Here is a 20,273-nt window from a genome sequence, read left to right as displayed (position 1 = left end):
ATTTTTAAAGCCTACTTCATTGTTAATGACTTTATTGTTCTCTATTCGTGTACGCCATTCTAGAGGAAAGGATTCCTTCAGGTGATAAGAGTTTACTATCTAATAACTAATAGTTTTTATTCCCCCTTTTCAAGGGTAACAAAATCAAACTCATACGCATGACGTTCATCTTTTGCATGATGCTCTCTTGCAAGCTCATTCCATGCCAACCGAGTCCAGTCAGGAAAGTGGGTATCACCATCAATATCTGCATCAATTAATGTTAGATAGAGTTTATCCGCCTTAGGAAGCATCATGGTATATAGTTGGCCACCCCCCATAATAATGACTTCTTCAGCCTCAGAAAGTTCAGATAGTGCCGCTTCCACAGAACTAAACACCTTTACTCCCTCAGTATTCAAATCCATTTGGCGACTAATGACATAATTTGGGCGGTTAGGTAAAGGTTTAGAACCAATCGATTCAAAGGTTTTTCTTCCCATAATAACGGGCTTTCCAGTGGTTACCGCCTTAAAAAACTTTAAATCATCGGGTAAATGCCAAGGCATGTCATTATCTAAACCAATCACTCGGTTTTTTGCCATAGCGGCAATCATTGCAATCTTCATACGGACACCGTGGCTTTAATATGCGGATGAGATTCATAACCCACAATTTCAAAGTCCTCAAACTTGTAGTCAAAAATCGTTTCAGGCTGACGTTTAATCACTAATTTAGGCAGTTGGTAAGGCGCACGAGTTAACTGCTCTTTTGCCTGTTCAATGGTATTGTTATAGAGATGCACATCGCCACCAGTCCAGACAAACTCACCAACTTCCAGGCCTGTCTGTTGAGCCATCATATGCACTAATAGCGCATAACTGGCAATATTGAATGGCACACCAAGAAAGGTATCTGCACTGCGTTGGTATAACTGGCAGGAGAGCTTGCCATTAGCCACGTAAAACTGAAAAAAGGCGTGACAGGTCGCTAATGCCATTTGCCCATTTTCGACATTTTGCTGAGGGCTAATAGATTCATCAGGCAAGTCTGCTGGGTTCCAAGCGGTCACAATCATTCGGCGACTATTAGGGTTGTTTTTAAGGGTTTCAACCACTTCGGCAATTTGATTAATCGTTTCACCGTTCGGCTTCTGCCAAGCGACCCATTGCTTTCCATAAAGCGGCCCTAAATCACCTGATTCGGTCGCCCATTCATCCCAAATACGAACCCCATTATCTTTCAAATACTGGATATTGGTATCACCTGTTAAAAACCACAATAACTCATGCACAATAGAGCGAATATGTAGTTTTTTTGTGGTGACTAATGGAAAACCTTGTTGTAAATCAAATCGCATTTGATAACCAAATACAGAACGTGTACCCGTACCCGTTCTATCGCCTTTATCGGTTCCATTTTCCAAAATATGACTTAATAAATCTAAATACTGCTGCATAATTATTTCGCTTCTTTCTTTAAAATTAACCACGAAGTCACGAAGACACGAAGTTTTTAAGAGAGCTCAGTATCGGTGAGTAACGATACGAAAAAGTTACCAGGCCTGGCAAATCTTCTTTCTCGTTTTTATCTCGTCCCAAGCAAAGCTCTCATTAAATACGATTACCCTTATTTTTGTATAGAACCAACAACAACCCAATGAGCACCATCGGTAATGACAGCAATTGCCCCATGGTTAACCAGTTCCATAAAAGATAGCCCAGCTGAGCATCGGGTACTCGCCAAAACTCAACCAGGAATCGGAATACCCCATAACCAATTAAAAACATTCCAGCAATAGCGCCTGGTGCTCTCGGTTTTCTTCCATACCAGGCCAGTAAAATAAACAATACAACGCCTTCAAGCAGAGCTTCTAAAAGCTGTGTTGGGTATTTTTGGATGGTTTGCTGAATCATTGGATCGTAAACCCACATACCTAAAGACGAGTCGGTTGTTTTTCCCCAAAGCTCGCCATTGATAAAGTTACCAATGCGACCTGTCAACAAACCAATAGGGATAAGCGGGGCAACAAAGTCTGCCACTTGAAACAAGCTTTGCTGAGTTTTTCTAGCAAACAGAAGCATGGCAACCGTTACGCCTAAAAGACCACCATGAAAAGACATTCCACCTTGCCAGACTTTAAAAACATCTAAAGGTTGCTCAAGATAATGACTGAGGTCATAAAACAGAATATAACCAATTCGTCCACCTAGAATAACGCCCATAGCGACATAAAACAGCAGGTCGCCTACCATTTCTGAATTCCAAGGCTCGATATTTCTCGCTCTATATACGCCGTAAAACCAGCCGCCAGCAAAGGCGATTAAATACATTAAGCCATACCAATGAATTTGCAAAAAGCCTAAATCAAGGGCAACGGGATCGATATTTGGGTAAGACCACATAAGATAACTGTAAACTCAATTTGTTATTTTAAAATAAGTCACGTTTTAGGTGACAAGTAAAAATCTACTTTGCATTATATAGTTTCTTAGATGCAGATTTACATCTAATCAACCCCAAAAGAAATCCAATACCATAGAAACAAAAAAGCGACCAGGCCTGGTCGCTTTTTGGGATTGGTTTTAATGAAATCTAATTTGTAGTAATTCTTAAATCTTAAACTGATGCACCAAGCCTTCTAACTTATCTGCCAAGTGTTGCAGATGATTGCCTGCTTGTTCAGTGCTATTAGCTCCTTGAGCGGCGCTTTCAGTAACATCATGTATTTGACTAATATTCTGATTAATCTCTTGAGCTAAAACGCTTTGTGCATGAGCGGCACTCGACATCTGTTGGCTCATCTGATTAATATCTTCCATTAAAATAATCACAGGTTGTAAAGCCGCTTTTGTTTTGGAAATCGCTTCACAACTGGCTTTTGTAGCACCTTGTCCAGACTGCACGACCTCGACAGTTGATAAGGTAGCCGTACGAATTTTATCAATGATTTTTTCAATTTCAACGGTTGATTCTTGTGTTCTCTGCGCCAAACCTCTCACTTCATCTGCAACCACGGCAAACCCTCTACCATGCTCACCAGCACGAGCCGCTTCAATCGCAGCATTTAAAGAGAGCAAATTGGTTTGCTCAGCAATCTCTCGAATGACATTGACCACTGTACCAATTGATTCGCTGTCTTCTCTCAAGAGGTTAACGGAAGCGTTCATTTCATCCATCCCTGTTGATAACTGCTGCATCTGATCAGCGGTGCTAATAACCATCTCGCCCCCTTTTTTGACTCGATCTGCCGCTTCCTGAGTGGCTCGAGAGGTGTTATGAGAGTGATCTTCCACACTTTTTGATTTTTCTGTCATATCAATCATCGATGCTGACAAACCGCCCGTGGCGGATAACTGCTGTTGAGCACCACTTTTGGCCTTTTGTGTAATGCCTAATAATTCACCAGAAGAGACTTCCAGTTGATTAATGGTGTTTGCCACCTCAGACAACATGGTATGAATCCGTTCAACAAAGAGGTTGAAATGTTCAGCCAGCTTGCCAACCTCATCCGAGCTATTTACAGGCAATCTTCGGGTCAAATCCCCCTCTCCTTCAGAGATATCTTTCATCGCGGCTGAAATTTCTTGTATAGGGTTTACCACAGAAGCTGTTACCCTTCTTGAGACCAACATGCCCGCAACCTGTCCAATAAAAGAGAGTAACAATAAGATAATAATACTGTTTAAACTCAGCTGTAAAACACTTTCACTCATGCTTTCAACTTCAGAGACGGCCAAATCTGAAATCGCGATTAACTCCTCATCCAGTTGATTAAAAACGGGTTGGATTTTATTATTCATAAACCACACATCCATACGCCATTTTTCACCGCCATGTATGCCTTTTACCACCATATAATGTTCACGGTAAGACTCATAAAGGGCCGCCAAAGCACTTAATCCTTCCTCTTCTTCAAAGGTAAGCTCTACTGCTCTTTGGTTTTGAAGTTTCTGCAGTACTTGCTCAAAAAGATCTAAATAATTATCGGTTGCTTCTGACATAGTCTGGCTTCTAAAACCAATATAACCCCGTAAACTACTGGTTACATTTAACCAGGTCTTTTGTAAACTCAGTAAATCTCCAATCACCCCTTCTCTGTCCTGAGAAAGCTCAGATAATTCAGAGTTGATCATTGAAGAGATTACCTGCTGAACCTGATTAGCAATCGCCATCATATTGTTGTTTACATATTTAAAAGCGGGAAATTTTGCCGTTCGACTTTTTTGAAAACTCTTTACTTCTAATACCAATGCATCTAACTGCAACATATGCTTTTCTAATTGCTGGTACTTTTCTAATAAAACTTTTTGCTCTGTACCAAATTCTTGTAAATCTTTTTTGGATTGAGCCATATTTTGTTTGACCGATGCAAGACCATCCTCATAGAGTTTCAGCACATTTTCATCATTCATCAAAATATACATACTCAAGGCATTCATACTTTTTTCTAATAAAAATGCAGATTGTTTTGCGGCAAGCGCAATCGGTTGCTGTTTCTCAACCACCTCAGACATATTCGATCGCACAACGGCAAGATTGACCGCTGCTTGAATGGTAATGATAGCTAGAACGCCCCAGATTACACCGAATCCAAAACGCATTTTCTGTTTGATTGTGAGTTTTCGTAACCAGTCTTTCATACTATTTCTTCAGTTTTTTGACATATGTAAGAACACTAGCAATTTAAATGCCATTGATTGATTGTGGAAATGCTTTAATCTAAAAAGTCACAGAGAAAAGAAGAGAATTTGAATAGGTTTCATTCAAAAATTTGCAGATAAAAATAAACTTTAACGATAAAACCAACCAGGCCTGGTCGAGTTTAGCCAAGTTAATTTAAGTTAAAAGAACATAACACCAATTGATTTGTAGGTAAATCGATGAAAATAAAACCTATACATAAGATCTATACATAAGCTCTATACATAAGCTCTATAAGGTCGATATATTAAAAAACTTCGAGCCTTCGTGCCTTTGTGTTTCTTTACGATTTAACGTACTGGATAATTGCCTCGTGCAATCAGTCCGCCATCAATCGTTAAAATCGATCCTGTCATCCACTGGGTAGCATCTGAAAGTAAATAGGCCGTGGCTTCGCCCATCTCTTCCACCGTTCCGTAACGGCCAGCGGGCATCTGTTCCGTCCATTTTTTTGCCATAGCAGGGTCATTTAAAATTTTATGAGTGCGTTCAACAGGTACAACACCTGGCGCTAAACCGTTAACACGAATCCCATATTGCCCCCACTCTACCGCCTGAACTTTGGTTATTGCATCCAACCCCATTTTAGAAGCTGCATAAGCCGAAAACCACTCGCAAGTTGCCTGCCCATGAATACTGCTATTATTGACAATCGCTCCAGGTTGTTTGGCTTTAATACACGCATTAGCAAATGCGGTACTGAGTTGATAAGGCGCTTGTAAATTCACCGCCAGAGTTTCGGCAAACTTTTCACCTAAAGGGTCTTTTAAGGCGGTGCTTTTGGTCACAATACCTGCATTATTCACTAAACCGTCAAGGCCATCATAAAGTGACCAGGCCTGGTTAAAAAAATCATTTAAACTTGAAAGTTCTTTAAAATCGCATTTTACTAATTTGACTTTAGCGCCAAGCTGTTTCACTTCTTGCAATGTATTTTGAATACCTGATACATTCTGGTTGTAATGTAAAACCAATTTACAGCCTTCACGCGCAAGCACTTTAGCCATACCTGCACCAATACCACTTGAAGCCCCAGTAATTAAAATACGTTTGTCTTTTAAGCCTTTCATTCTCTACCCTAAATCTGTTTTTTAGTCACACTTTGTTAATGCGGTGTGGCCATAATAGCGAGCAATTTTTCAACGATTTGTTGTGTTGCTTCTGTTTTCGCTCGCTCTCGAATACTCAAAGAGGCTGCCACCCTTTTTTCGGGCTGTTCACACCAAACGGTTAGCGATTGAGCCAACCCTTCTGGTGTTAAGTTCTTTTGTTGAATAATTTCGCCACCATGCATATCCACCAAGGCTTGTGCATTAGCGGTTTGATGGTCATCCACCGCATGAGGATAAGGCACCATAATCGCTGGTCGAGCACTTGCCATTAGTTCGCTCACGGTAAGCGCGCCAGACCGACACAACAACATATCTGCACTGGCATAGGCTAACAACATATTGTCAATAAAAGGCACCACATCCGCCTGAATCCCAGCATCATCGTAGGATTTTTGAGCTAGCTCTAAGGTTTTCTCGCCTGTTTGGTGTTTGACCACAGGGCGAATCGTTTCATCCATTAACGCCAAAGCTTTAGGCAAGATTTCATTTAAAGCCAATGCCCCTCTACTCCCGCCCAATACCAATAAATGACAGGGTTGAGTATTTTCTACTACTTCAATCTCTTCTAAACCAGCGCGAACAGGGTTACCAATATTAACAACCTGTTTACCCGTGATTTTCTTTTGCGGAAAAGCGGTTATAACTAATCGAGCCAATGGGGCTAAAAGTTTATTGGTTAATCCTGGAATCGCATTTTGTTCATGAAGAACTAATGGAATGCCCAACGATTTTGCCGCCAAGCCTCCAGGCCCGCAAACAAAACCGCCCATACCCAACACCAAATCGGGTTGAATATCTTGCATGATTTTTTTGGCTTGCGACCACGCTTTTGTGACATTAACAGGGGCTTGTAACCACCCTTTTAAGCCATTGCCTCTCAAACCTTTAATGGTGATTTTATACAATGGGATTTGTGCGTTGTTTACCCAGGTGGCTTCCATACCGCCTTCGGTACCCAACCAAAAAACATCAACCCCTTTCGCTTTTAAGGCTTCTGCCAAAGCAATACCTGGAAAAACATGGCCACCCGTTCCGCCAGCCATGATTAAAACTTTCTTTATCTGCGTCATACAAGTCTACTGTTTGTTATTTAGAAATCTAAAGTCATCATCACTTTAGAAAGTGGAAGTGAAAAACCAAGCTAACTTCCCGCAACACCGCGTGAGTCGGATTGAACTCGTCTGCGTTTACGAGGCTTGCTTTCTATTTGGTTGCTGTCAACATCGTCTTCACTCTTCTCTTCTTTTGGTTCTCGTGGATAAAAACGGGTTTCATAATCAACCCTAAACACCACCGCCAAAGCGATACTCAACAATAAAACACTACTACCGCCATAACTCATAAATGGCAGAGTTAACCCTTTGGTAGGAAAGGCACCGAGGTTTACCCCCATATTGATGCCCGCTTGCAAAATAATCCAAATACCAATACCGTAAGCGACCATACCGCCAAAAAAGTGATTCGCTTCAATACCTTTACGACCTATTCGGAATAGACGATACAAAATCGCCAAATAGAGCCCAACCAAAAACACCACACCAATAAAACCAAACTCTTCGGCGTAAATTGAGAATAAAAAGTCAGTGTGCGCATCAGGTAAGTATAAAAGCTTTTGTACACTTGCCCCCAAACCTGCACCAAACCATTCGCCACTTCCAGAGGCAATTAAAGCTTGAGTTAATTGATAACCTGCGCCAAAGGGGTCTTGCCAAGGGTCTAAGAAACTACTGACTCGCGCCATACGGTATTTTGAGGTGACGACCAATGCGACCAAAATGGTGACCATCGGTAAAACTGTCAATACAAAGTAACGCCAAGGCGCCCCTGCAATCAATAACATACCCGTAATAATCACCGCTATAACAAAGGTACTGCCGTAATCTGGTTCCATTAACAGCAAAATCGCCATTAAACCAAACGGTAACGCCAAACGAATAACCGCACCAAAATCCTCTTTTACCGCTGAGGCATGTTTATCTAAATAGCCCGCCATAAAGACCACGATAGCAAGCTTCATAAACTCCGATGGCTGAAAATTCATAACAACCAGCGGTAGCCAACGTTTACTACCGTTTATTTCACGCCCAAAAATCAATACCGCAACTAACAGGAAAATGGCAAATAAAAAGATTTTACCGCGATGTTTCTCCCAAAACGCCAGCGGAACTTGAAAGAAGATATAGGCGGCAAAACCGCCTAATCCCATCGACATAAGTTGCCGAAAAAAATAGTGGTCAGGATTACCAAAACGGCTTTGACTGATAGCAACAGAACTTGAGGCCACCATGGTTAAACCCATTACCGCCAAAATAACAACCAAGCCTAATAACCAAAAGTCCATTGGCCAGGTTTTGTTTTGCTGTTTTAAGGTGTGAAATAATGATTTCATTGGTTTATTTTATTTTGATCGTTTTAATTTTAGCAATTAAGTTCATTTTGATTTTACCAGGCCTGGTAGATTACAGGTTGATTAGGCGTTTTCATTTACACGAATCACATTACAAGCTTGATGCACTAACTCAATAAAGTGCTCTCCTCGTTTAACATAATTGGTGTATTGATCAAAACTCGCACAAGCGGGTGAAAAGAGTACACAGTCATTAGGCAAAGCATTTTCTAAAGCAATCGCAACCGCCGAAGCCAAATCATCCACCTTAACCAGCATCTCTTCAGTAAAAGCATTGCATTTCTCAAATGAAAACGCTTGAGCTATCAAATCCTGATCGCGGCCAAATAAAATCACTTGTTTACAATAATTATTTATAGGTGCTTGTAAGCCAGAAAAGTCCGCCTCTTTACCCACGCCACCTGCAATCAAAATCAATCGGCCTTTAGTTTGTTGCCCCACACTGTTAATGGCGGTAATAGTTGCACCCACATTAGTACCTTTTGAATCATTCACCCAGGTGATATCATTAGCGACTTCCACGACCTCGGTACGATGCGGTAAACCAGTAAACTCATTTAATACCTTTTCAAAACAGGCATTATCGATATGAAATGGGCGGCATAATGCCAACATAGCCAAAGCGTTTAATTGGTGGTGATGGCCTTGTAACTTCATCGCGGAAACAGGCACTTGCGGACACTCGCCATGACCTAACCAGGCCTGGTTGTTGTGTTGCATAATGCCGTAATCTTTATCACTTTTAATAGAGCCTTCTTCAATACAAAAGCGCACTATTTTTCCATGATGAATCACGCCTTCTACCCCAAGTTCTTTCGGTATTACCGCAAGTTCAGTATCGGCAAACACCTTGGTTTTGGCTTGAATATAGTCCTCAATACCCAAATAGCGATCCATATGATCTTCTGAGATATTCAATACCGTCGAAGAGATAGTCGTTAAAGAGTAAGTGGTTTCTAATTGAAAACTCGATAATTCCAGTACATAAACGTCATATTCATTGTCATCAATCAATAAATCGAGAGCAGGTTGACCAATATTTCCACCCACCCCAACGTGATAACCTGCCTCCTGAAGAGCCATACCGGTAATCGTTGTGACGGTACTTTTACCATTTGAACCCGTAATAGCAATAACGGGTGCACCAACGGCTCGTGCAAACAGTTCAATATCACCAACCACCTGTTTGCCCATCTTTTGCAATGCCGCTACCCACGGTTCAGACAGAGCGATACCTGGACTTAAAACAATAAAGTCAAACTGTTTAAGCCAGCTAGAAGGAATCTCACCCAAGGCAAACTGTACGTCAGAAAACTGAGTTTGTAGCTCAGTTACATCGAGACTGATACGCGTATCAAAAGCGAAACAAGGCTCACCCTGTGTCTGAAAATAACGCAGTACGGACTGACCTGTAACTCCTAACCCTGCCACTAAATACATTTACAAAACTCTCTTTTACTTTTAACGCAGTTTTAAACTGGCTAAACCAATCAATACTAAAATAATGGTAATCACCCAAAAACGCACAATAACTTGCGACTCATGCCAGCCTTTCTGTTCATAATGGTGGTGCAATGGCGCCATTAAAAATATACGTTTGCCACGTAATTTAAAGGAACCCACCTGCAAGATAACCGAAACAGTTTCAGCTACAAAAATCCCCCCCATAATAAACAGAACAAGCTCTTGTTTTACTGCAACCGCCATACCACCTAATGCCGCACCAATGGCCAAGGAACCTACATCGCCCATAAAGACTTGAGCAGGATGTGCGTTAAACCATAAAAAGCCTAAACCAGCGCCCACCAATGCGGCCGCTAAAATGGTGAGTTCGCCCACCCCTGGAATATAGGGAATATTTAAATAATCCGAAAAATAGACATGTCCAGATAAGTAGGCAAAAACGCCAAGCGCACCTGAAATCATGACGGTTGGCATAATCGCCAAACCATCTAAACCATCCGTTAAGTTCACTGCATTTGAGGTTCCCACAATCACAAAATAACTCAACACAACGGTCCAAGCACCTAAGTGAATCACGGTATCTTTCATATATGGAATTAATAACTGACTCTCTGCTGGAACCGTCGCTAAGGCAAACAGCGTGTAGGCCGTTGCAAACCCCACAATGGATTGCCACAAATATTTAGTACGCGCTCGCATACCATTAGGGTCTTTATAAACCACTTTTTTATAATCATCGATAAACCCAATTACCCCAAAGCCAAGCATGGATAAGGTAATCACTAACAAGTAATGATTGGTCAAGTTCCCCCAAAGAATCACCGCCATGGCCACCGAGAATAAAATCATGGTACCACCCATTGTCGGTGTACCGGCTTTAATCAAATGCGTTTGCGGTCCATCTTGTCTAATTGACTGCCCCACCTTTAATCGTGTTAACCAACGAATCAACGCGGGACCAACTAAAAAAGACAAAATTAAGGCGGTTAACACACTCATAATGGCACGCATGGTGATATAGCTAAATACACCAAAACCGGAGATATATTGTTGTAAATATTCTGTTAAATAAATGAGCATGTCACCATTTCCTATTATCTAGTCGGGGTTATGTTTTTAGGTTATGTTTTAAGTTCTGACTCTTTATAAGCCGTGCTTTAGGCACGAATCTTTTCCAAGACTTGCTGAATCACGCGTTCCATCTTGGCACTTCTTGACCCTTTTACCAAAACGTTCATGGTTTGCTGTTCGCTTGCACAATTTTTTAATGTGGTTAACAGCGCCTCTGCAAGTAAATCATGCGAGTCAAAATAGGCACTATTTTCACCAAATATCTTTGGCATCGTTTTGGTGGCTTCACCATAAACATAAAGGTTTAAAACCCCTTTATTTTTAGCGTATTCCGCAATTTCTTGATGAACGGTTTCAGAGGTTTCCCCAATTTCAGCCATCGCTCCTAAACAGAGGGTTGCCAGGCCTGGTAAAGAGGTTAGCGCATCAATACCCGCTTTCACCGATTCGGGGTTGGCATTATAACTGTCATCGATCAACCAACCAGAGCTTATTCTGGTTTTTTGTAACCTTCCTGAAACACCTGTAAAACTAACCAGGCCAGGCTCAATCTGATTCCAACTTAATCCAGCCGCTAAAGCAACGGCCGTACAACTTGCGGCATTCATCGCATTATGAAAACCCAATACAGGCATCTCAACTTGATGAGACGATTCTTCAAAACCTAAACCAGACAGCCTGAGGGTAAATTGAATGGTTGAGTTTTCAGCGTCAACAACCTTAAATTCAGAAATTCTAACCTGTGCATCGTCGCGCGTTCCAAAACGGATTATGTTTTGTACCCCCAACCTATCCAGTTCATTTAACCAATCTTTATAGCCTGGCGAGTCGGTGTTGATAATCGCGGTGCCTGCTTGACGCCCAGCCACTTTATTTAAACCTTGAAAGATTTCACCTTTCGTGTCAATCACACCTTGCAGGCTACCAAAGCCTTCTAAATGCGCGCCAGAAGCATTGTTAATCATTGCAATATCTGGCAAAGCCAAAGCCGTTAAATAAGCAATCTCATGTTTATGGTTTGCCCCCATTTCTATAATCGCAAACTCGTGTTCTGGTCTTAGGTTCAATAGGGTTCTTGGCACGCCAAAATCATTATTTAAATTCCCCACGGTGGCTAAGGTATTACCTACTTTAGCAAAGATATTTTCAAGTAAACTTTTAGTGGTGGTTTTACCATTGCTCCCCGTTACCGCAATTAGCGTTTTAACGGGCATTTGCATACGATGCCAACGCGCAAACTCACCTAAAGCGATACGGGTATCATTCACTTGAACACCTGGAATAATCAGCTCTACATCTTCTGACACCAATGCCGCTACCGCACCTTGTTTAATGGCTTCATCAATAAAGGCATGGCCATCAAACTGTTCACCTTTAATCGCAATATATAATGCACCTGGTTCAAGGGTACGAGTGTCAGTACTGATTGAGGTAAACTCAACCCGCTCTGAAATGGGACCAATGATATCGCCATCGGTACTTTCGCAAAGTTGTTCAAGTGTCCATGAAAACATATTGGGTTCCTTTGGTAGATGGTCATCGTCGGAATGACTAATTTGTGTTTGTAAACGGGCAACCTGTTGTTCAGCACTCTCTAAATTTTGGGTATTCTTTACACTCATAACCTGACCTTACTGTCTTGAGTTTAGGGTTAACCATTGAGTAACCACCGCTGCATCACTATAAGGTATTTTTTTACCGCTAATCTCTTGGTAATCTTCATGCCCTTTTCCTGCAATCACCACAATATCATTCTCAGAAGCGCCATTTAACACCTTTAAAATGGCGGCTTCTCTATCGAGTTCTTTATCTGAATATTCAGGATGACTTAACCCCTTTTCAATATCCAACAGTATCTGTTCTGGCTTTTCATCGCGAGGATTATCACTGGTCAACATTACCTTATCTGCAAGCTTTTCTGCAATGGCCGCCATTAACGGTCTTTTACCTTGGTCTCGGTTGCCACCACAGCCAAAGACCACAATGAGTTTACCCATTGAAAGACTTAGATGAGCTTTAACGGCCAGTAACACTTGTTGTAACGCATCGGGGGTATGTGCAAAATCTAAAATAATCGTTGGCGCTTTTGCCAATACCTGCATTCGACCAGAGACGGAAGTTAGGCTATTGACTTGGCTAAAGAGTTGTTCACTATCAAAACCATTAACCAGTAAAATCGATAATGCACACAAGCTGTTCTCAATATTAAACGCACCCATTAATGGTAGCTTAACCGCTTTAAACGCCTGCTTACCTTGGATTGAACAATCAAACGCAATGCCTTCTTGACTAAGCTGAACATTAGAACAGCTTAAATCCGTTTGTCGATTTAAATGACTTGATTGCTGACTTGCCTGCTGATTTGCGCTGTAACACCAAACTGGTAGTGCAGAGTGATTTTTCTGTTTTTTACATAAAACCTCACCCACGGAATCGTCTAAATTCAACACCTGGTTTTGCGTTGGATACTCGCTAAACAGCTTGGTTTTTGCCTCTTTATAGGCCTCTTCTGTGCCATGAAAATCAATATGGTCGCGGGTCACTTGGGTTAAGGCAACGGTTTGAAAATGCACCCCTTGAATACGGCCTAAACACAAACCATGTGAAGAGACCTCCATAATGACCCATTCAATACCCTGCTGATAAAACTCGTGAAGTAGTCTGTGCACCGTTACACTTTCAGGCGTAGTATTGTTTGATTGCACAAGAGCATCAATTGACCCGTTACCCAAAGTGCCAATTAAAGCCACCTGAACGCCAAAACCTTTCAGTAATTGCCCTGTGTAAAAGGCGGTTGATGTTTTACCGTTTGTGCCCGTAATACCGACTACTTTAAGGTGCTGGCTTGGAGAATCATAAAACCACGAAGCAAAATGGCCAATAAACTCTTTAATATCCTCAACAATCCAAACTTGGCAAGCCGCACCAGCTTTATCTAAAATTAATTGTTCTTGTTTATTTAAAACCCTATCACAAATAACCAGGCCTGGTAATTTCTCTAAAACAGAATCTAAATAGTCGATTCCATGCCGACTTTCGCCTTGAATAGCAAAGAATAGATCGTGTTGGCTTATTTGCCTTGAATCCAAAGAGAGATGATGAATCGGTGTATCCAAATCAGAGTCGCCAGGCCTGGTCTCTTTATTAGCCAGAATGCCTTGTAAGTCATGGCTAGAATCAAAACAGGCAGACTGCTCGGTTATAAAAGCAGCAATCTCTAATAATGTTTTACTGTGTAAGTTCGATAAGTTCATTTCAGCTGCCATTAATCCGCCACCATTATCTGGTCGGGCGCTATATTTCGTAAGCGTAATGCCTCTTGCATCACCTCTTTAAATGCAGGCGCGGCAACTGACCCACCATAATAGATACCACGGCTTGGCTCATTCACCGTCACAATCATGACCATATCAGGGTTAGAAACGGGTACAACCCCCGCAAACAGAGAGAGGTATGTATTTTTTTCATAGCCTCCCACCTTATTGGTTTTGTGTACCGTTCCCGTTTTACCTGCCACACGATAACCTGGAATTTGTGCTTTTGGAGCCGTTCCACCTTTTGCGACCACGGTTTCCATCATCTCTAAAACCGCTTGAGCGACTTCTGGCTTAACCAACTTTTCGCCAATTGGTGGTTGATTAAGCTTAATTATACTTAATGGCACCATCTCACCCTTATTTGCAAACAGCAAATAGGCGTGGGCTAAATCTAAGAGGTTGGTATTAAACCCATAACCAAATGATGCTGAGGCTTGGTCAATTTCTTTCCATGCATGGGCTGGCTTTAAATAGCCCATCGCTTCACCAGGTAAAAACAGACCACTCTCTTGACCAATGCCAATGTCAGCCCAAAAGTTTCTTTGTTGTTCTGCCGACATTTTCAACGCAATCTTTGAGGCGCCAACATTACTCGATTTTTGAATAATTTCTAATGGTGTTAACATGCCATGATTATGCGAATCCGTGATTCGGTTGCCTTGAATTCTGATTGAACCAGGTGAAGTATTAATTTCAGAAGTTTCATCTATCAACCCTAAGTCTATTGCCTTAGCAATAGTAAAAGGCTTCATGGTTGAACCTGGTTCCATTAAATCGGTAATCGCTCTATTTTTAATGCCCGCACCACGCCTTTGCGTTGAATCATTAGGATTAAAACTGGGCAGGCTCACCATAGATAAAATCTCACCTGTTTTGGCATCTAAAATCACACTGCTTACCGCTAAGGCCTGGTGTTCAATCATCACTTTTTTAAGCGCTCGGTAAGCAAAATATTGAATATTTTGATCAATACTTAATGTCATCGGGTTACCTGGTTTGGCCGCTTTCACATCCTTTATAAAATCAACAACGTGACCTGCTCTATCTTTAACAACTTGTTTTTTACCAGGCACACCTTTTAACCAATTGTCATAAGCTAACTCAATCCCTTCAAGCCCCTGGTCATCAATATTGGTAAAACCAATCAGGTTTGCACTGCTCTCACCCGCAGGAAAATAACGTCGATACTCACCTTGCGTATAAACGCCTGTTAAATGCATATCCTCAATTTTTTTAGCCACATCAGGCACTAAGCCACGCTGTAAATAGAGAAACCGTCTTTTAGGATTTTTATAGATTTTAGAGACAATTTGTAAACGCTCTTTACCTAACACCTGAGCCAGTCTTGCAGGCGTGTAACGATAGCGATTAATCAAACGCATATCGACCCAAATAGAGGGCAGCAGCTTATTCACTTCAATATGATTTGTTGGCGTGTCATAGCTCATTTCAACATACTTGGTATAAGTGCCTGGCAAATCGAGTTTAGCCAGCTCATCAATAATGCTGTTATCGCTAACTTGTTTAATAAAACTTAATTTTTTATAACGATTTTGTTTACCTAAAGCCGTTAATTCTGAGTCAGTTAAATTGAGTAGATCCAAGAACGCTAAATAGTTTTGTTCATGGGTAATGATTTGTTTAGGATCAATCCAAACTGAAGCCATTGGGGTACTTAAAGCAAGCAAACTCCCATTACGGTCATAAATCTCACCTCTTGGTGCAGGTATGGCAATAGTACGAATTTGTCGTTTATCCCCCTCCGCCTGTAGAAAATCTGTCTTAATCACTTGTACATAGAAAGCACGAACACCAATAGCCACAAAGCCCAAAAAAATCAGTGCATAGACAACAGAATCACGTTTAATTTTCAACATGCTCTGCCTCTTGCTCAATCATTTCTGATGTTTCTATTCTAGGAAAAGTGGGTTCGATATAGATATATTGAAAGTGCGTTTTATCCAGGGTCATGCCAAGTTTTTGTTTAGCAACTTGCTCCACCATGGTAGGCGAAGTGAGATGTTTCTTTTCTAACATTAAACGCCCCCACTCTTCATTAGCAACGAGGGATTGCTGTAAAGATTGGTAGTAACGGGATTCAATATTACGAATTTGATGTTGTACGTGAACAATAGCCAGCAAACTTGCGCAAACAAGAGTGACTAATATAAACAGAAAAAACCCACGCCACTTAAAGTTCTTTAAGTGTGTGGGTTCTGGGAACCGACTTTGCATATCGACCTATCCGACAGTGCAATCGTTGACGTAACTCCGTTTAATACTCGTTGGACTAACGAATACCAAAAACAGAATTAGTCTGCTTGACGTCGTAAGAAAGCAGGAATATCTAAATAATTAGAACTTTCCATACTTCCTGCTGTAGCACCGTTGACAACCATTTTAGGGCGAACCACTTCAGGCTCTGCTAATAAATCTGGCTGTGTCATTTCTATCGTAGCTTGTTGCGCTTCAGCATTTACAACCTTAGGCGCCTCCTCAACAACAGGAGCGGCCACTTTAGCTTCTTGGTTTGCTTTAACAGCTTGCAAGTTAGGTTTAACAAACTCAGGCTTACCAGCTGCGGCTTCAACAGTTTCTAAACCAGTAGCCACCACCGTTACACGAATTTCGTCGGTCATTGACTCATCAACAGAAGTCCCAATAATAACACGAGCGTCTGCCGCAGCAACCTGGTCAATAACATCACCTACCTCATTGAATTCACCCAGAGTAAAATCAAGACCACTGGTGATGTTTACTAAAAGACCACGCGCACCAGACACTGAAATATCTTCTAATAACGGGTTAGCAATCGCTTTTTCGGCTGCTTTGATGGCACGATCATCACCCGTAGCGTGACCTACACCCATCATCGCCATTCCACGCTCACCCATGACAGTACGTAAATCTTCAAAATCCACGTTAATCATGCCAGGACGAGTGACCAATTCAGAAATACCCTGTACCGCACCAAATAGTACTTCGTTTGCATAGTCAAACGCTTTGGCTAATACAAAATCGCGACCTAATACTTTTAATAATTTATCATTTGGAACCGTAATCAATGAATCTACATGTTCAGCTAATTCAGTAATACCTGCTTCAGCAATATGATTACGACGTTCAAAACCAAATGGCTTACTCACCACACCAACAGTAAGAATACCCATCTCACGTGCTGCTTGAGCAACAACAGGTGCAGAACCCGTTCCTGTACCACCGCCCATACCAGCAGTGATAAATACCATATCCGCATCTTTTAATTGTTCTTTTACGGCATCAATATCATCCTTAGCGGCTTGTCGGCCACGCTCTGGATCTGCACCAGCACCTAAACCGCCAGCACCTAATTGAATACATGTTTTTACATTGGCATTTTCTAATGCTTGAGCATCTGTGTTTGCACACATAAACTCAACGCCCTTAACGTTTGAGCGAACCATATAATCAACGGCATTACCGCCGCCCCCGCCTAAGCCAATAACTTTAATGACTGGCATACCAGGTGTCCTAACTGGTGATACTTCTTTTCCTACAAAATTCATGGCGACGATTCCCCTTAATCAGCATGATAAACAGTAATAACATTCTTTTTCTATAACACTTCGTTATAGTTTTTCAGCAATTCTCAGTACCGCGCTGCGGGATCTTGAGTTTTGCTTGCACTCCTCTGTGCTTGGAAAGATAGGCTTTCCGACTTTCTTCAACACCGGCTCAATCACTTCTAATTGAATCGGTGAATCTGGAAACAGGTCTCGAATCTTTGATTGATCTCGAATAAACACTTTAACTATTCGATCTTCTAACGAGTGAAAGCTAATTACTGAAAGCCTTCCACCAGGCGTTAAAATTTCCATCGCAGATTCTAATACATTCTTTAACACATCCAATTCACGATTTACTGCAATACGTATTGCTTGAAAGGTACGAGTTGCTGGATGTTTATTTTTTTCAGTCTTTGGCGAAACTCTCTGTACAAGCCTTGCCAAATCCAACGTTGTTTGTAATTCGTCTTTTATAGAGGCTTCTTTAATCTCTCGAGCGATACGCCCAGAAAACCGCTCTTCGCCGTAGTTTTGCAAAACCAACTTTAAGGTTTTTTCATCTACTTTTTTTAACCACTCTTTGGCACTCAAACCCTCTTCTGGGTTCATGCGCATATCAAGAGGGCCTTCACGCATAAAACTAAAACCGCGTTCAGCATCATCTAACTGTGGAGAAGAAACACCTAAATCTAATAGCAGTCCATCAACTTTACCCACTAGACCTCGCGTTTCGCAGTACTGTTTTACATCTTCAAAACTGCCGTACTGAATTTCAAAACGTGAATCCTTAATATGTGTATTGGCATACTCAATCGCTTCGGGATCTTGGTCTATGGCAATTAATCGGCCATTTTCACCTAAGCGTTTTAGCAAAGCCGTGCTGTGTCCACCTCGACCAAATGTGCCATCAATATAAACGCCATCTTGTTTAATATTAAGACCATCTAAAGATTCATTTAAAAGAACTGAAAAATGTGTTTCTTGTGAATCCACGTTGCACCCTTGTTTTGGATTATGTCGCTCTGTATAGTTCTAAATTACAAACTTAAACTTGCAAGTGATTCTGAAATCTCGTTTGACATGGCTGTATCCAACATTTCTGGACGGCTATTATCCCAAGCCTCTTGTGACCACAATTCAAACTTATTGCCCTGCCCTAGTAAAATCGCTGGCTTATCAATATTGGCATGCTCTCTCAGCAAACTCGGCAATAACACACGACCTTGTGAATCAATTTCCATCTCCGAAGCATGTCCCAATAGTAAACGCTGGTACAATCTCGCCTGAGGATCAACGTTTGGCAAAGACATTAATTTACGCTCAATGATTTCCCACTCGTCTAGGGTATAAATCAGCAAACATGGGCTATGCAGATCAATTGTGGCAACCAGTTGGTTATCGCTGGCGTCAGAAATCGATTCACGATACTTCTTAGGGATAGCCATTCTTCCCTTAGTATCGATACTGACCGAATTGATTCCTCTAAAAAAAAGCATATTTACCACTTTTCACCACTTTGCCCCACTTGGTGCCACTATATGAACTTTTAACGCCACTGTCAACCATCCAAAAAGGCAAATTCCATTTACTGACAACAACTTAGAGCGCTTTTAGAAAAATAAGAAAAGATTTTACATTATTTATTTATCTTTATATTTCAACCAGTTATAACAATCATAAAAAAGTTATTTTAACTAGAGTCAACAACATTTTGTCTTGTTCTTGGTAAAATTACATAGTCGACAACAGCGCTCTCATAAACTACATATATGCAAACACACAATCAATAGACACAACATATAGTATGTATATTTCTATCCGTATATTTTTTAAATCAAAGTGGGGATTTATTTCTTTTTTTTCAAAAAAAATAAAAAAAGTGGGTGTTTTGACCTTATTTTTTAAAAATCTAGCATGTGGCATCCAAATAAATGAAATTACAACGATACAAAAGAGAACTACCAGGCCTGGTAGACTGACTCAAAACCATTTTCATTAATAACGAGTCTTTTAACGAACTTGGTTTCAGAATTTAAGCTCGTTTAAATAGCTAATTTTGAAGTTGAAAGTAATTTTGCAATGCAATACTGCATCAACTAGAGAGGAAAACTTATTGACACGCTTGGAAGCGAAATAAAAAACTTGGAAATTTTAAGAATTCTAGGGGGAAAGAAAAAAGTGGGTCTATAAGCCGGGTTCTGTACTCTTGCGAGCGACAACCATTCATCTGGACTAAACATCACTGCTAGCCTCAAGCAACCTACCCGAAAACTCCTGCGAGCAGCAGGTTGTAACAAGCAAGCTTGCTACGTTGTTTTCCTATTTGGTCTTGCACCGGATTGGGTTTTCACTGCCACTTTTGTTGCCAAAAGCGCGGTGCGCTCTTACCGCACCATTTCAACCTTACCTGTTCTCCGAAGAGCCATCGGCGGTATATTTTCTGCTGCACTGTCCGTCAGCTTTCACTGCCCAGCTGTTAGCTGGAATCCTGCTCTATGGTGCCCGGACTTTCCTCCGAAGAGTAAACTCTCCCGCGGTTGTCCGACCCACTTTTTAGAGTGCGTATAGTACAGTAATGTTCTGTAAAAGGCGAATTAAGAAAGTGCATTATCGAATAAATAAAAATATAGCAAGAATAAGAGACCTTACGCCTTTAAAGACTTAAATAAGTTAC

16 protein-coding genes and 1 other RNA gene are annotated in these 20,273 nt (G+C 41.2%); all 17 read right to left on the bottom strand.

Going from position 1 to position 20,273, the window contains the following annotated elements; all coding sequences use genetic code 11:
- Positions 1-116 precede the first annotated feature (116 nt).
- Entirely contained in the window at positions 117-608 is a 492-nt protein-coding gene (gene folA / locus A379_RS10615) for a type 3 dihydrofolate reductase (RefSeq protein WP_040728007.1), read from the bottom strand.
- Positions 605-1,438, bottom strand: coding sequence for a thymidylate synthase (locus A379_RS10610; protein WP_040728006.1), 834 nt, complete (start codon positions 1,436-1,438; stop codon positions 605-607). Before A379_RS10610 ends, folA begins: the two co-directional genes overlap by 4 nt.
- Before the next feature lie 154 nt (positions 1,439-1,592).
- Positions 1,593-2,384: a prolipoprotein diacylglyceryl transferase gene (gene lgt, locus A379_RS10605; protein ID WP_040728004.1), complete on the bottom strand. Its 792-nt coding sequence runs from the start codon at positions 2,382-2,384 to the stop codon at positions 1,593-1,595.
- A 207-nt stretch (positions 2,385-2,591) separates the two neighbouring features.
- Positions 2,592-4,622: a methyl-accepting chemotaxis protein gene (locus tag A379_RS10600; RefSeq protein ID WP_040728002.1), complete on the bottom strand. Its 2,031-nt coding sequence runs from the start codon at positions 4,620-4,622 to the stop codon at positions 2,592-2,594.
- Positions 4,623-4,973: 351 nt separating this feature from the next.
- The gene (locus tag A379_RS10595; RefSeq protein WP_040728000.1) at positions 4,974-5,753 is read right to left on the bottom strand and encodes an SDR family NAD(P)-dependent oxidoreductase; all 780 of its coding nucleotides are present in this window, start codon (positions 5,751-5,753) and stop codon (positions 4,974-4,976) included.
- Positions 5,754-5,788: 35 nt separating this feature from the next.
- Complete coding sequence (gene murG, locus A379_RS10590; RefSeq protein WP_040727999.1) at positions 5,789-6,865, bottom strand: undecaprenyldiphospho-muramoylpentapeptide beta-N-acetylglucosaminyltransferase; 1,077 nt, start codon at positions 6,863-6,865, stop codon at positions 5,789-5,791.
- 71 nt (positions 6,866-6,936) lie between these two features.
- The gene (gene ftsW / locus A379_RS10585; protein WP_081696399.1) at positions 6,937-8,184 is read right to left on the bottom strand and encodes a putative lipid II flippase FtsW; all 1,248 of its coding nucleotides are present in this window, start codon (positions 8,182-8,184) and stop codon (positions 6,937-6,939) included.
- An 81-nt stretch (positions 8,185-8,265) separates the two neighbouring features.
- Positions 8,266-9,642 carry a UDP-N-acetylmuramoyl-L-alanine--D-glutamate ligase gene (murD, locus tag A379_RS10580; protein WP_040727997.1) on the bottom strand — a complete coding sequence of 459 codons (1,377 nt, stop codon included), beginning with the start codon at positions 9,640-9,642 and terminating at the stop codon, positions 8,266-8,268.
- A gap of 21 nt (positions 9,643-9,663) precedes the next feature.
- A complete protein-coding gene (gene mraY / locus A379_RS10575; protein WP_040727996.1) occupies positions 9,664-10,746 on the bottom strand; it encodes a phospho-N-acetylmuramoyl-pentapeptide-transferase in 1,083 nt (360 codons plus the stop codon).
- A gap of 77 nt (positions 10,747-10,823) precedes the next feature.
- Entirely contained in the window at positions 10,824-12,359 is a 1,536-nt protein-coding gene (gene murF / locus A379_RS10570) for a UDP-N-acetylmuramoyl-tripeptide--D-alanyl-D-alanine ligase (RefSeq protein WP_081696398.1), read from the bottom strand.
- Positions 12,360-12,368: 9 nt separating this feature from the next.
- The gene (locus A379_RS10565) at positions 12,369-14,003 is read right to left on the bottom strand and encodes a UDP-N-acetylmuramoyl-L-alanyl-D-glutamate--2,6-diaminopimelate ligase (RefSeq protein ID WP_040727994.1); all 1,635 of its coding nucleotides are present in this window, start codon (positions 14,001-14,003) and stop codon (positions 12,369-12,371) included.
- Entirely contained in the window at positions 14,003-15,931 is a 1,929-nt protein-coding gene (locus A379_RS10560) for a penicillin-binding protein 2 (RefSeq protein WP_040727993.1), read from the bottom strand. Before A379_RS10560 ends, A379_RS10565 begins: the two co-directional genes overlap by 1 nt.
- A complete protein-coding gene (ftsL, locus tag A379_RS10555; protein WP_051145168.1) occupies positions 15,918-16,289 on the bottom strand; it encodes a cell division protein FtsL in 372 nt (123 codons plus the stop codon). Before ftsL ends, A379_RS10560 begins: the two co-directional genes overlap by 14 nt.
- A gap of 77 nt (positions 16,290-16,366) precedes the next feature.
- Positions 16,367-17,599: a cell division protein FtsZ gene (gene ftsZ, locus A379_RS10550; RefSeq protein ID WP_081696397.1), complete on the bottom strand. Its 1,233-nt coding sequence runs from the start codon at positions 17,597-17,599 to the stop codon at positions 16,367-16,369.
- A 63-nt stretch (positions 17,600-17,662) separates the two neighbouring features.
- Positions 17,663-18,592, bottom strand: a complete 930-nt coding sequence (rsmH, locus tag A379_RS10545; RefSeq protein WP_040727991.1) for a 16S rRNA (cytosine(1402)-N(4))-methyltransferase RsmH — start codon at positions 18,590-18,592, stop codon at positions 17,663-17,665.
- Between the two features lie 44 nt (positions 18,593-18,636).
- Positions 18,637-19,095, bottom strand: a complete 459-nt coding sequence (gene mraZ / locus A379_RS10540; protein ID WP_040727989.1) for a division/cell wall cluster transcriptional repressor MraZ — start codon at positions 19,093-19,095, stop codon at positions 18,637-18,639.
- Positions 19,096-19,770: 675 nt separating this feature from the next.
- Positions 19,771-20,152, bottom strand: an RNA gene (gene rnpB / locus A379_RS12895) — RNase P RNA component class A.
- Positions 20,153-20,273: the final 121 nt, after the last annotated feature.

The organism is Thiomicrorhabdus sp. Kp2, from assembly GCF_000478585.1.
GTDB lineage: Bacteria > Pseudomonadota > Gammaproteobacteria > Thiomicrospirales > Thiomicrospiraceae > Thiomicrorhabdus.
The sequence above is the reverse complement of the archived record's forward strand: the minus strand, read 5'-3'. Positions and strand labels throughout refer to the sequence as shown.

Excerpts from the sequence above, each read along its gene's own strand:
- folA (WP_040728007.1), bottom strand. The coding sequence starts at position 608 with ATGAAGATTGCAATGATTGCCGCTATGGCAAAAAACCGAGTGATTGGT.
- A379_RS10610 (WP_040728006.1), bottom strand. The coding sequence starts at position 1,438 with ATGCAGCAGTATTTAGATTTATTAAGTCATATTTTGGAAAATGGAACC.
- lgt (WP_040728004.1), bottom strand. The coding sequence starts at position 2,384 with ATGTGGTCTTACCCAAATATCGATCCCGTTGCCCTTGATTTAGGCTTT.
- A379_RS10600 (WP_040728002.1), bottom strand. The coding sequence starts at position 4,622 with ATGAAAGACTGGTTACGAAAACTCACAATCAAACAGAAAATGCGTTTT.
- A379_RS10595 (WP_040728000.1), bottom strand. The coding sequence starts at position 5,753 with ATGAAAGGCTTAAAAGACAAACGTATTTTAATTACTGGGGCTTCAAGT.
- murG (WP_040727999.1), bottom strand. The coding sequence starts at position 6,865 with ATGACGCAGATAAAGAAAGTTTTAATCATGGCTGGCGGAACGGGTGGC.
- ftsW (WP_081696399.1), bottom strand. The coding sequence starts at position 8,184 with ATGAAATCATTATTTCACACCTTAAAACAGCAAAACAAAACCTGGCCA.
- murD (WP_040727997.1), bottom strand. The coding sequence starts at position 9,642 with ATGTATTTAGTGGCAGGGTTAGGAGTTACAGGTCAGTCCGTACTGCGT.
- mraY (WP_040727996.1), bottom strand. The coding sequence starts at position 10,746 with ATGCTCATTTATTTAACAGAATATTTACAACAATATATCTCCGGTTTT.
- murF (WP_081696398.1), bottom strand. The coding sequence starts at position 12,359 with ATGAGTGTAAAGAATACCCAAAATTTAGAGAGTGCTGAACAACAGGTT.
- A379_RS10565 (WP_040727994.1), bottom strand. The coding sequence starts at position 14,003 with ATGGCAGCTGAAATGAACTTATCGAACTTACACAGTAAAACATTATTA.
- A379_RS10560 (WP_040727993.1), bottom strand. The coding sequence starts at position 15,931 with ATGTTGAAAATTAAACGTGATTCTGTTGTCTATGCACTGATTTTTTTG.
- ftsL (WP_051145168.1), bottom strand. The coding sequence starts at position 16,289 with ATGCAAAGTCGGTTCCCAGAACCCACACACTTAAAGAACTTTAAGTGG.
- ftsZ (WP_081696397.1), bottom strand. The coding sequence starts at position 17,599 with ATGAATTTTGTAGGAAAAGAAGTATCACCAGTTAGGACACCTGGTATG.
- mraZ (WP_040727989.1), bottom strand. The coding sequence starts at position 19,095 with ATGCTTTTTTTTAGAGGAATCAATTCGGTCAGTATCGATACTAAGGGA.